The following is a 12006-nucleotide window of genomic DNA, read 5'->3' on the forward strand; positions in this document are numbered from 1 at the left end:
TTCCACGCGCGAATGACGGCCTTGCTTTTGAGTAGGTTTCTGCCAGGCTTTCGTGACAGGGTTTACTGGAAGCTCGATTTTTTCAGAGCGGCGATGCGATCATCCAGCGGCGGGTGGGTCATGAACAGCAGCTTCAAGCCGTGGCCTTCGGGCTTGCCGTTGATGCCGAAGGCGGACATCTGCTCAGGAAGCGGTTCCTGAGCACCCCGTTTCAGCTTTTCCAGGGCCGCGATCATTTTTTCCCGTCCGGCCAGCTTGGCCCCGCCTGCATCGGCCCGGTATTCCCGCTCACGGCTGAAATAGAGCACCACGACGCTGGCCAGGATGCCGAAAACAATCTGGGCCACGATGCTGGTAATGAAAAAGCCCAGCCCCAGGCCTTCCTCGTTCTTGAGGATCACCCGGTCCACGAAGTAGCCCACCACACGGGAGATGAAGATGACGAAGGTGTTCACCACGCCCTGAATCAGGGTCAGGGTGACCATGTCTCCGTTGGCCACGTGGCTGACTTCGTGGGCCAGAACCGCCTCCACCTCGTCCTGGGTCATGGAACGCATCAGGCCGGTGCTCACGGCCACCAGGGCGTTGTTCTTGCTCATGCCCGTGGCAAAGGCATTGGGGGCGTCGGAGTCGTAAACGGCCACTTCGGGCATGCCGATTCCGGCACGAGCCGCCTGATTTTTCACGGTTTCCACGAGCCAGGCCTCGGCCTGGTTGCGCGGCGAGGTGATGACCTTGGCCCCGGTCAGGCGTTTGGCCATCCATTTGGATATGGCCAGGGAGATGAACGAACCTCCGAAGCCGAAAACAGCGGCAAAGACCAGCAAGCTTCCATAGTCCAGACCCCTGCCCGTTTCATCAAGAATACCCGTGAAGCCGAGCAGGGAAAGGACGATGCTCAAGACCACGAGAATGGCGATGTTGGTGATTAAAAACAATGCAATCCGTTTCATTTTCCGATAAACCTCCTGTGTGAAGAAGATATGTGTTTCAAGCCGAGGCTGCCGTATGCCTTAATCAATATCTATAATCAATCTTGTCCCACGAGGCAAGATTGACCGGCATGCAATTGTCCGCTGAAATCTCCCGGATCGGTGGTTGAACAAGGATGAGCTGGCAATGGGGAAGGCTATGGAGATGGTTTCCGGTTTGATTGCGGACAGTGGCAAGGAATCGAATCGCGGCGTCCCGGCGTTTATTCATCGGCCGGACCTGGTTCGCAAGGTGGCCATCCTGGCCGAGTCGGCCCGCTACGACGTGTCCTGTTCCTCCAGTGGGTCCAAGGCTGTTCGCCAGGGTGCCACCTTGGGTGCTCCGGCCCATTCCGGAATCTGTCACAGTTGGGCCGCGGATGGGCGGTGCATTTCCCTGCTCAAGATTCTGTATACCAACGTCTGCGAGTACAATTGCGCGTACTGCGTCAATCGCGGGGACAACGACCTGCCCCGGACCACGTTCACGGTCGGCCAACTCGTGGACCTGACCCTGAACTTTTATCGGCGAAATTACATCGAGGGCTTGTTTTTGAGTTCAGCGGTCTGCCGTAATCCGGACTGGACCATGGAGCGGATGGTCCGGGTGGCCGAAGATCTGCGTCGCGTGCATGGCTTTGGCGGGTACATCCATCTGAAGGTCATCCCCGGCTCGGCGCCGGAACTGATCCAGCGGGCCGGTCTGGCCGCGGACAGGCTGAGCGTGAACATTGAGCTGCCCTCCGAAGCCTCCCTGCGCAGCCTGGCGCCTCAAAAGACCCGGGACGGAGTGCTGCTGCCCATGCTCCGGATCAGCGAAATGATCGGCGAAGCAACGCAAGACCGGCGCAGGCTTCCGGCCCGGACCGCGAACGGCCCGGTGTTCGCCCCGGCCGGGCAAACCACGCAGCTTATCGTGGGAGCCAGTCCGGAACCGGACCGGCAGATTTTGCGGCTTGCCGAGGCCCTGTACGGACGGTTCGGGCTGAAAAGGGTCTATTATAGCGGCTACGTTCCGGTCAGCCGGGACAACCGCCTGCCGGCTCTGAGCGGTCCGCCGTTGCTCCGCGAGCACCGTCTGTACCAGGCGGACTGGCTGCTGCGCTACTACGGTTTCCAGAGCGCGGAACTGTTCGACGACCAGCATGAATGGCTGGACGAGCAGCTCGACCCCAAGGCCGCCTGGGCCCTGCGCCATCCGGACCTGTTTCCCGTGGAGGTCAACCGGGCCCCCCTGGAGCAGCTCCTGCGCATCCCCGGCATCGGGGTCCGTTCGGCCCGCAGAATCATCGCGGCCCGCCGCTTCGGCCCCCTGCATCCCGAGGATCTGAAAAAGCTCGGCGTGGTCATGAAACGAGCCCGCTTCTTCGTCACGGCCGGCGGCAAATTCTGGCAAAGCGAAACCTGGAACCCGGCCCGGGCCGAAACCGTGCTCCGGGGCCTGGAAAAGCGCGGAGCGCCGAGGATGAAGCAGTTGTCGTTTTGGTAAGAAGGATCGTTTGTAATGCACCAAACTTCACGCATCTTCTCCTACGACAACAGCCTTGACGGGCTCTTGTGCGCCTTTGCCGCGGCGGATGGGGAAGGGCTGGAGCGGTGCGGTTTTCAGGTCGATGGTGGGGGGCGGCCTGGGTTGTGGCCGCCGACGTCGGTTTCGGCCCATCCCGAGACGGCCGCTCAATTCCTGGAGCGTTTGCGCCAGGCCGGTGGAGAGGGGACGGTTCAACACGTGATGTACGTGTTTTTGGCCGAGGTTCAGGGCGCCGAACAACCGTTGTACGAGTTTGCGCGCCTGACGCTGCAAGCCGGGAGAAACGTCCTGGGAATGCGGACCAACGCCGCCGTGCGCCGGGTGATGGACTGGAAGGCCAAGGTCGGCAAGGAGGCGCACCGCGTCACCGGCCTGCTGCGGTTCATGGAATTGCGGGACGGGACCCTGTACGCCCGCTTTGAGCCGGACCACAATGTTTTGCCCCTCGTGACGCCCCATTTCCAGCATCGCTTTCCCCGTGAGAACTGGGTGATCCACGACCTGCGCCGCGGGCTGGCCGCGGCCTGGGACGGTCAGGCCCTGCATCCGGTGGTCGGGGTTCCGGACAATATCGACGCTCTGCTCAGCCAACGGGAAGCCGCGTTCCAGGATCTCTGGCGGGAATACGTTCAGGCCCTGGCCGTGCCAGAACGCCGCAACCCGGCCTTGCAACGTCGCTTCATGCCTCGGCGGTATTGGAAGCATCTGGTGGAGCGGCCAGGTTGAATGCTTGATGTGTCGTGAGTGAATTGACCGATTGTATACTCCGCACGGGTAGGCTTTCAGAGACATCGTCAAGAGACATGAACCGCCAAGAATGGAGGTGAGGAATAGTGACCATGCTTTTTTACGCCCATTCGACGCTGAGTCCGGACAAGTCGGACTGGCAGTTTCTTGATGATCATCTGGAGAATGTGGCCCGACTTGCCGCGGAATTCGCCGCGGCTTTCAGCGCTTCCGACTGGGGGCGGACCGCCGGTTTGCTGCACGACGCGGGCAAGGCGACAGCGGAGTTCATCGCGAGATTGGAGGGGCGGCCAATCCGGGTCAACCACTCCATTTTCGGGTCCCGCCTGGGCGCTGAGCAATGCGGACGGCTTGGGCTTTTGCTGTCCTACGTCGTGGCCGGCCATCACGGCGGCTTGCCGGATGGCGGAATGCAGGAGGGCCAGCTTCACTTTCGTCTGAAGCAGGAGCGGATTCCGGATCACATTGAGGTGTCGCCCGTTGTCGCCTGTCCAGCCGACCTGAAGCCGCCGTTCACCTTGCCTCGCGACCAGGCGGGCTTCACCTTGTCCTTCTTTACCCGGATGCTCTTTTCCTGCCTCACGGACGCGGACTTCCTGGACACGGAAGCCTTTTGCTCGCCGGAAAAGGCCGGATTGCGCAATGCAGTGGCGAACTCGAATAATCAGGCTCAAGCCGATCAGCTTCCGGCCTTGCAAACCGACCTGGACAGGCATCTGGATGGCCTGCTGCGCAAGGCTGATCCCACCCCGGTGAACATCCTGCGTCGCGACATCCTGGAAGACTGCCGACGCATGTCCGCGTCGCCGCCGGGATTCTTCTCCCTGACCGTGCCCACGGGCGGCGGGAAGACTTTGTCTTCTTTGGCCTTTGCCCTGGATCACGCCGTGGCTCATGGGCTGCGTCGGATCATCTACGCCATTCCGTTCACGTCCATCATCGAACAGAACGCCAAGGTGTTCAGCGACATTCTCGGCCGGACCAAAGTGCTGGAGCATCATTGCAACTATCGGGACAAGGACGATCCGGAGGACCGGGAATACGACATCCGGCGCGGTCTGGCCGCGGAGAACTGGGACGCTCCGGTGGTGGTCACCACCAACGTGCAGTTCTTCGAGTCCTTGTTCAGCAACAAGCCTTCGCGCTGCCGCAAGCTGCACAACATCGCCCGGAGCGTGATCATTCTGGACGAGGCCCAGGCCATTCCCACGGAGTACCTGGAACCCTGTCTGGCGGCCTTGCGCGAACTGGTGGATCGTTACGGCTGCTCCGTGGTGCTGTGTACCGCCACCCAACCTGCCTTGGACGACCCCGACCTGCGCACCGCCTTGCGCGACGTGCGGGAAATCATATCCCGTCCGGACCGCCTCTACGCTAAACTCAAGCGCACCCATGTCCGGTTCGTCGGCAAGCTCTCCAATGCGGAACTGGCCGCGCGATTGGACGAACATGAGCAGGTGCTGTGCATCACGAGCACGAAGCCCCAGGCCAAGGCGGTCTTTGAACACCTGGCCAACCGGGATGGCGCGTTGCATCTCTCCACCAACATGACCCCGGTCCACCGTCGCCGCGTATTGGCCGTGATCCGCCGGCGTCTCAAGGAAAACCTCCCCTGCCGGGTGATTTCCACATCCCTCATTGAGGCCGGCGTGGACGTCGATTTTCCCGCGGTCTACCGGGCCATGGCCGGACTGGATTCCATTGCCCAGGCCGCCGGGCGGTGCAACCGGGAAGGCAGGCTGCCCGTTGGACGGGGGGGCGGCGGTCACGTCTTTGTCTATGAGCCGGAGCAGCCGCCCAGAATGCCCTGGCTGCAACGCTGCGCTTCCCGGGCCGCCGAGACCTTGCGCACCATGCCGGACGCCGACCCGTTGGGGCTGGAAGTCATGCGCCGGTATTTCGAGCTGCTCTATGATGTTCAGGATCTGGACGGCAAACAGATCCTGAAACGCCTGAACGCTCCCCTCGGCAAGGAGCTGATCCTCCCGTTCAAGGAGGTGGCCCGGGATTTCCGCATCATTGAGGACGAAGGCACGGCCCTGATCATTCCTTTGGAGCCGGATGGGAATGGTCCGGAACTCGTGGAATCCCTGGAGGCCCAACGGCTGATCCGGGAGCTGCGGCATACCGACTTCCCTCGCTCCACGCTGCGCAAGCTGCAACAATATTCCGTGACCGTCCGCTCCAGGGATTTGGCTCGACTGCAAGCTTCCGGGGCCGTGGAAATGATCCATGATCAGTATCCTGTACTTTGCAACGAGGCGGCCTACGACAGGGACGTTGGTTTGCGCGTGGATGAGGGGGATGTCTGGGATCCGTCGTCATTGATCGTTTAACCATTCAATTTCAAGAAATGTTATTCTTGCCAAGAAATCCATCCTCAAGATATGGGGCTGAGAAAATTGAAGGAGGTTAGCCAGCCGTCGACCATCATTTGGTCCGTGGATTGAAACGAAGTTAAACGTTTGTGTTCGTAAGCATTTTGGCCGCGAGGACCATGCCTCGCGGCCAAAACACAGGAGGACGCCATGTCATTCGGCATCAAGCTGCGGGTCTGGGGCGACTATGCCTGCTGGACCAGACCAGAGATGAAGGTGGAACGCGTTTCCTACGACGTGATGACCCCCTCCGCTGCCCGGGGCATCCTGGAGGCCATTCACTGGAAACCGGCCATCCGCTGGGTGGTGGACAGAATTCACGTGCTCAAGCCCATCATTTTCGACAATGTCCGCCGCAACGAAGTCAGTTCCAAGATCCCCAAACCCAATCCGGTCACGGCCATGCGGGACAAAAAACCGCTGTATTTTCTCGTGGACGAGGGCAACAACCGCCAGCAACGCGCCGCCACGCTCCTGCGGCATGTGGACTACGTCATCGAAGCCCATTTCGTGCTCACGGACAAGGCCGGACCGGAAGACAACGAGGGCAAGCACCTGGACATTTTCAACCGCCGGGCCAAGTCCGGCCGGTTCTTCCACCAACCATGCCTGGGCTGCCGGGAGTTCCCGGCCTCTTTTGAGCTGGTCGAAGGCGAGGTGCCGGTGTCTTTCTATGACGGCCAGATCAAGGAGCTGGGCTACATGCTCCTGGACATCGACTTTTCCCAGGGCATGACGCCGCTGTTTTTCAAAGCCGAAATGAAGGACGGCGTCATCGAGCCGCCCCCGCCCTGGTCAGCGGAGGTGCGAGCATGATTCTGCAAGCATTGCATGGCTACTACGAAAGGATGATCGCCGATCCCGACTCGGGCATGCCACCGTACGGCACAAGCATGGAGAACATCTCCTTTGCTCTGGTCCTGGATGAGGAGGGCAACCTTCGAGGGGTAGAGGATCTCCGGGTTGAGGACGGCAAAAAACGCTTTCCCCGCAAAATGGCCGTCCCGGCGGCAGTGACCAGAACCTCCGGAGTCAAGGCGAACTTTCTCTGGGACAAGGCCGCCTACGTACTGGGCGCGGACAAAAGCGGAACCAAGGGACACGCTCCAAAGCTCGCCGCTTTCAAGGAACTGCTTGCCGAGGTCGGCGCGGACGTGGACGATCCGGGCCTTGTCGCGGTTCGGCGCTTCGTGGACAACTGGGAGCCGGGGGACGCCGAGACGATCATCAGTGCCCACCACCCCTGGGAGGAAGTAGCTGGCACCAATCTCGTCTTTCGCCTTGAGGGCAGCAAAGGCTTCATTCATGCCCGACCTTCGGTTCAGCGGGGATGGAGCGCCTTCCAGACCTTGTCTGATGACGCCCCCAAGGTCCAGTGCCTGATCACCGGTGAAGACAACATGCCCCTGGCCCGAGTGCATACGCCCATCAAAGGCGTCGTAGGTGGGCAGACTTCCGGCGGGTACATCGTTTCCTTCAATGCTTCGGCCTTCGTCTCCTACGGGCGGGACAAGGCCGACGTGGGCGAAACATCCGCTTTTGCCTACACCACGGCCCTCAATGCCCTGCTGGCCAGAGGCAGTCGCCAGAAAGTCACCATCGGCGACATGACCATCGTGTTCTGGGCCGAACGCTCCAATCCGGCGGAGGATTTTCTGGCGGATCTGTTTGACCCCGCCCCGGTGGAGTCATCGCCCCAATCCCAAATTGATCATCAGACCACGGTTAAGATTCATGATCTGCTCCAGGCCATCCGGTCCGGAGGGCGGGCCGTGGACATCGTACCGGACCTGGACGAATCCGTGCGGTTCTATCTGTTGGCTCTGGCGCCCAATGCATCCCGGTTGTCCATTCGATTTTGGGCGAGCAACACCGTGGGGGACTTGTTGCGCAAGGTGGGCAGGCATTTTCAGCAACTGGAAATCGTCCGGCAGTTCGACTCCGATCCGGAGTTTCCACCGCTCTGGCGATTGCTTCGCCAGACCGCGCCGCTGGGTAAAAGCGAAAACATCTCGCCGGTCCTGGCAGGCGGCATGGCCAAGGCCATGCTCACCGGCTCGCCCTATCCGCAAAGCCTGCTGCCCACCGTGCTCGGCCGCATCCGGGCCGAGCATCAGGTCACGTATTTTCGGGCCGCCTTGATCAAGGCGTTTTTGATCCGCAACAAGCAAAGGGAGGTACCCGTGTCACTCGATTCCGCTCGAACCGATCGTCCGTATTTGCTGGGCAGGCTGTTCGCCGTGCTGGAAAAGGCCCAGGAAGATGCGGTCCCTGGGGCCAACGCCACCCTCAAGGACCGCTACCTCGGCTCGTCCTCGGCTAATCCCGGACAGGTCTTTCACATCCTGCTCAAAAACACGGCCAACCACACAGCCAAGCTGCGCAAGGATCCGGAGAAAAAAGGCCTGGCTTTCAACCATGAAAAAATGATCCAGGAGATCATGGACGCTTTCGACGATTTTCCGGCCACCATGACGTCCGAGGAACAGGGGCTGTTCATGATCGGCTACTACCATCAGCGCAAAGATCTTTTCACCAAGAAAACCAAGGAGGCTTAGTCATGACCGCCATCGCCAACCGCCATGAATTCGTCCTGCTCTTCGACGTGATCAATGGAAATCCCAACGGCGATCCGGACGCCGGAAACATGCCCCGCATCGACCCGGAAACCGGACACGGGCTGGTCACGGACGTCTGCCTGAAGCGCAAGATCCGCAACCATGTGGCCCTGGCCAAAGAGGGGGGAGAGGGCTTCAAGATCTACATTCAGGAAAAGGCCGTGCTGAACAGGACCCACGAGCAGGCCTACGTTGCTCACGATCTCAAGTACGAAGCCAAGAAGCTGCCCAAAAAGATCGAGGACGCTCTGAAGGTCACGGGCTGGATGTGCGCCAACTTCTACGACATTCGAACCTTTGGCGCGGTTATGACCACGGATATCAACTGCGGCCAAGTTCGGGGGCCGGTGCAACTGGCCTTTGCCAAGAGCGTGGAGCCCATCGTTCCCCAGGAAATCAGCATCACCCGGATGGCCGTAACCAATGAAAAAGACCTGGAAAAAGAGCGGACCATGGGCCGCAAGCACATCGTGCCCTACGGATTGTATGTGGCCCACGGCTTCGTCTCCGCCCCTCTGGCCGAAAAGACCGGCTTTTCCGATGCGGACCTGGACCTGCTTTGGGATGCCCTGATCAACATGTTCGAGCACGACCGTTCGGCCGCGCGCGGCCTGATGAGCAGCCGCAAGCTCTTTGTCTTCAAGCACCAGAACAAGCTCGGCAACGCGCCGGCTCACAAACTCTTTGACCTGATCCAAGTGAAGCGCCAGGATGACTCCACCGGTCCGGCCCGGTCTTTCACGAACTTTTCAGTTTCCGTAGGCCAGCCTCCGGCGGGGGTGGAGATGATGGAACTGCTCTGATGGACAAAAAGCTCGAACAGCAATTCCGGCAACGGGCGGTGGATCTCGGCAATTCCGGTGATCCGGCCGCCTTGCCGGAACTTGCGAATCTGGCTCGTTCGCCCGTGGCCAATGTGCGCCGCCTAGCCGCGTCGGCCATGGGCAAGCTGGCCGGGTTGGCCGATGCGGATGAGGCCGTTGCCGCGCTGCATCCCTTGCTGTCCGACACGCATCCCCAGGTCCGCCAGTATGCCGTCCGGGCGCTCAAGCTGTACGGCGTCGCAGCCAGGCCGGCCTTGCCGGACCTTCGCGACATGGCCGCGAGCCCGGTGGAAAAAGATTACAACCAGCGCGACGCGGCCCTGGCCGTGGAGTACATCACCGAGGCCGTGCGTATCGCCGAGGAACAGGTTGTTCATCTGTGCAAGCGGTGTGGCGTGCGCTTGGCTCCGGATGAGTACGTGCGCAGCCGCAAGGCCTTCCAGCGCCCGTTTTGCGACCATTGCTTCGACGAGGTTTTTCTGGAGCGCCGCAACTACGAGATCAAGGTGGAGCTGCAAAAGAACATCAGGGCCAAGGACGGCACCTGGGTGCAGTCCGACGGCGAGCGACTCATCTGCGAGGCCCTGAAGGCGGAAGGCATCCGCTATCGTTACGACGAGCGGTTCCGCATCCTGGACGGGTACGCCATCCGCCCGGATTTCTATCTGCCGGAATTCGACGTGTACATCGAATACTGGGGTATGGAGACGGCGGACTACAAAATCGGCATGCTCAAGAAACAGCAACTCTACCAACAGCAGGGAAAGCGCCTCATTTCCCTGTATCCAGCAGACAAGCAGGTCATGCGCACTCGTCTGCTGGAAAAATTGCGCCAGTATCGCTGACTTGCTCTTCTGACGAGTCGCGACGTCGCACAGCGTAAGCGAAGTCAGTCACATGTACACAGAAGCCGACCTCCTCCCCCTTTCCGCATTGCAGCATCTGGTATTTTGCCCCAGGCAGTGCGCGTTGATCCGCATTGAGCAGGTCTGGACGGAAAACCGCTTCACGACCGAAGGGCGGATCATGCATGAGCGGGTGGATTCCCGGCAGCGGGAAACACGGGGCGGGGTGCGGATCGAGACGGGCGTGCCGTTGCGGTCTTTGGCCTTGGGTCTTTCAGGCAGGGCCGACGTGGTGGAATATCACCTCAAGGAAAATGAGTGGGCGCCGTTTCCCGTGGAATACAAGCGGGGCCGCCCCAAGAAGGACAACTGCGACGAGGTGCAGCTTTGCGCCCAGGCCTGTGTCTGGAAGAAATGCTCGGCCGCGACGTGCTCGGGGGGGCCTTGTTTTACGGCCAAAACCGCAGACGCAAGGACGTGGCTTTTGATGCGAAACTGCGCCGGGAAACCACGGAGACGGCGATGAGGCTGCATGCGTTGATCCGCTCCGGATCAACCCCGTCGGCTCGGTATGCGAAAAAATGCGACAGCTGCTCTTTGTTGGAAATCTGCCTGCCCAAGACGGTCGGCGTGAACAAGAACGTCAGCCGCTATCTCAAGCGCATCCTTACGGAACCAGAATGAAAAAACTCTTGAACACCCTCTATGTGACGACCCAGGGCGCGTATCTGTCTCGTGAGGGCGAGACCGTGTTGGTGCGCGTGGAAAAGGAGACACGGCTTCAGGTACCCATCCATACCTTGGCCGGCATCGTCTGTTTCGGGCAGGTTTCGTGCAGTCCGTTTCTGTTGGGGCTGTGCGCGGAGCGGGGCGTAGGGGTCAGCTTTCTGACCGAATATGGGCGCTTTTTGGCCCGGGTCCAGGGACCGGTTTCCGGCAATGTCCTGCTGCGCCGGGAACAGTATCGCTGGGCGGACGACCCGGACCGATCCGCCGGCATGGCTCGCTCAATTCTGGCTGGCAAAATTGCCAACAGCCGCACGGTCCTGCGCAGGGCGCTTCGTGATCACGGGAACAAGCCCGAAAATAAGCCCGGAACCGAGGCCTTGGAAAACGCGGCAAAGCGATTGCGATACTCGCTGGATCAGCTTCAGGTTCCCGCTTCACTGGACGTCTTGCGCGGCATTGAAGGCGATGCGGCGGGAACGTACTTCAGCGTATTCGATCACCTGATCACCGCGCGGAAAGATGCTTTTCAATTCCGGGACCGCAGCCGCCGTCCGCCCCTGGACAATGTCAACTGCCTGCTTTCCTTCGCGTACACCCTGCTGATGCACGACGTGCGCAGCGCCCTGGAATCCGTCGGCCTGGACCCGGCGGTGGGCTTTCTGCATCGGGACCGTCCGGGCCGGGCCGGACTCGCTCTGGACATCATGGAGGAGTTTCGACCGGTCATCGCGGATCGGCTGGTGCTCTCCCAGATCAACCTTGGGGCCGTCAAGGAATCCGGATTTATCCGGGCTGAAACAGGCGGCGTGTTGATGAAGGACGACGCCCGCAAGGAGTTCCTCGTGGCCTATCAAAAACGCAAGCAGGAGGTGATCAACCATCCGTTCCTGAACGAAAAAGTGGAAATCGGTCTCCTGCCGTTCACCCAGGCCTTGCTTCTGGCCCGGCATATTCGCGGTGACCTGGACGGCTACCCGCCGCTTATCTGGAGGTGATGCAATCCCATGTTCGTCCTTGTCAGCTACGACGTCTCCACGTCCGACCCCGGCGGTCCGGGACGCTTGCGACGAGTGGCCAAGATTTGCAAGAATTTCGGGCAGCGTGTTCAATTCTCGGTGTTCGAGTGCATTGTCGATCCGGCCCAATGGACCAAGCTGAAACAACAACTGCTCGACGAAATCGACCCGGAAAAGGATAGCCTGAGATTTTATTTTTTGGGTTCAAACTGGCGGAGGCGGGTGGAACATGCCGGAGCAAAAGAACCCATTGATCAGGAGGGCCCGTTGGTCATTTGACCGAGTCGCGAACCAGGAGCGTCCGTAGAAAATACGGTAGGTTCGCGCTAACCTTAACAGCTTGTTTT

At 60.4% G+C, this 12006-nt stretch carries 10 protein-coding genes and 1 pseudogene; 10 read left to right on the top strand and 1 reads right to left on the bottom strand.

Annotated elements, in window-relative coordinates; genetic code table 11:
• Positions 1–62: 62 nt before the first annotated feature.
• Positions 63–953: a protease HtpX gene (gene htpX, locus GY33_RS0114710; protein WP_031388063.1), complete on the bottom strand. Its 891-nt coding sequence runs from the start codon at positions 951–953 to the stop codon at positions 63–65.
• 166 nt (positions 954–1119) lie between these two features.
• Here htpX and GY33_RS0114715 point away from each other — a divergent pair, with 166 nt between their 5' ends.
• The 10 genes and pseudogenes from GY33_RS0114715 (at position 1120) to cas2 (ending at position 11938) form a co-directional block, all read left to right on the top strand.
• Positions 1120–2460: a putative DNA modification/repair radical SAM protein gene (locus tag GY33_RS0114715; RefSeq protein WP_200874880.1), complete on the top strand. Its 1341-nt coding sequence runs from the start codon at positions 1120–1122 to the stop codon at positions 2458–2460.
• Positions 2461–2475: 15 nt separating this feature from the next.
• Positions 2476–3228 (top strand): TIGR03915 family putative DNA repair protein, encoded by a 753-nt coding sequence (locus GY33_RS0114720; RefSeq protein WP_051822683.1) that lies wholly within the window; start codon positions 2476–2478, stop codon positions 3226–3228.
• 113 nt (positions 3229–3341) lie between these two features.
• Positions 3342–5585 (top strand): CRISPR-associated endonuclease Cas3'', encoded by a 2244-nt coding sequence (locus GY33_RS0114725; RefSeq protein WP_031388066.1) that lies wholly within the window; start codon positions 3342–3344, stop codon positions 5583–5585.
• Positions 5586–5777: 192 nt separating this feature from the next.
• Complete coding sequence (cas5c, locus tag GY33_RS0114730) at positions 5778–6443, top strand: type I-C CRISPR-associated protein Cas5c (RefSeq protein WP_031388067.1); 666 nt, start codon at positions 5778–5780, stop codon at positions 6441–6443.
• Positions 6440–8185, top strand: a complete 1746-nt coding sequence (gene cas8c, locus GY33_RS0114735) for a type I-C CRISPR-associated protein Cas8c/Csd1 (RefSeq protein ID WP_031388068.1) — start codon at positions 6440–6442, stop codon at positions 8183–8185. The genes cas5c and cas8c overlap by 4 nt, the downstream gene beginning before the upstream one ends.
• A gap of 2 nt (positions 8186–8187) precedes the next feature.
• On the top strand, positions 8188–9048 hold the full coding sequence (cas7c, locus tag GY33_RS0114740; protein WP_031388069.1) for a type I-C CRISPR-associated protein Cas7/Csd2: 861 nt from the start codon (positions 8188–8190) through the stop codon (positions 9046–9048).
• Positions 9048–9914 carry a HEAT repeat domain-containing protein gene (locus GY33_RS0114745; RefSeq protein WP_031388070.1) on the top strand — a complete coding sequence of 289 codons (867 nt, stop codon included), beginning with the start codon at positions 9048–9050 and terminating at the stop codon, positions 9912–9914. Before cas7c ends, GY33_RS0114745 begins: the two co-directional genes overlap by 1 nt.
• A 52-nt stretch (positions 9915–9966) precedes the next feature.
• A pseudogene (cas4, locus tag GY33_RS19330) lies at positions 9967–10598 on the top strand (CRISPR-associated protein Cas4).
• Entirely contained in the window at positions 10595–11638 is a 1044-nt protein-coding gene (gene cas1c, locus GY33_RS0114755) for a type I-C CRISPR-associated endonuclease Cas1c (RefSeq protein WP_031388071.1), read from the top strand. Before cas4 ends, cas1c begins: the two are co-directional and overlap by 4 nt.
• Before the next feature lie 9 nt (positions 11639–11647).
• Positions 11648–11938 carry a CRISPR-associated endonuclease Cas2 gene (gene cas2, locus GY33_RS0114760; protein ID WP_031388072.1) on the top strand — a complete coding sequence of 97 codons (291 nt, stop codon included), beginning with the start codon at positions 11648–11650 and terminating at the stop codon, positions 11936–11938.
• The last annotated feature ends 68 nt before the right edge of the window (positions 11939–12006 follow it).

It is taken from the genome of Desulfonatronum thiodismutans (assembly GCF_000717475.1).
Taxonomy (GTDB): domain Bacteria; phylum Desulfobacterota; class Desulfovibrionia; order Desulfovibrionales; family Desulfonatronaceae; genus Desulfonatronum; species Desulfonatronum thiodismutans.

Excerpts from the sequence above, each read along its gene's own strand:
- cas8c (WP_031388068.1), top strand. The coding sequence starts at position 6,440 with ATGATTCTGCAAGCATTGCATGGCTACTACGAAAGGATGATCGCCGAT.
- GY33_RS0114745 (WP_031388070.1), top strand. The coding sequence starts at position 9,048 with ATGGACAAAAAGCTCGAACAGCAATTCCGGCAACGGGCGGTGGATCTC.
- GY33_RS0114725 (WP_031388066.1), top strand. The coding sequence starts at position 3,342 with ATGCTTTTTTACGCCCATTCGACGCTGAGTCCGGACAAGTCGGACTGG.
- cas1c (WP_031388071.1), top strand. The coding sequence starts at position 10,595 with ATGAAAAAACTCTTGAACACCCTCTATGTGACGACCCAGGGCGCGTAT.
- GY33_RS0114720 (WP_051822683.1), top strand. The coding sequence starts at position 2,476 with ATGCACCAAACTTCACGCATCTTCTCCTACGACAACAGCCTTGACGGG.
- cas5c (WP_031388067.1), top strand. The coding sequence starts at position 5,778 with ATGTCATTCGGCATCAAGCTGCGGGTCTGGGGCGACTATGCCTGCTGG.
- GY33_RS0114715 (WP_200874880.1), top strand. The coding sequence starts at position 1,120 with ATGGGGAAGGCTATGGAGATGGTTTCCGGTTTGATTGCGGACAGTGGC.
- cas2 (WP_031388072.1), top strand. The coding sequence starts at position 11,648 with ATGTTCGTCCTTGTCAGCTACGACGTCTCCACGTCCGACCCCGGCGGT.
- htpX (WP_031388063.1), bottom strand. The coding sequence starts at position 953 with ATGAAACGGATTGCATTGTTTTTAATCACCAACATCGCCATTCTCGTG.
- cas7c (WP_031388069.1), top strand. The coding sequence starts at position 8,188 with ATGACCGCCATCGCCAACCGCCATGAATTCGTCCTGCTCTTCGACGTG.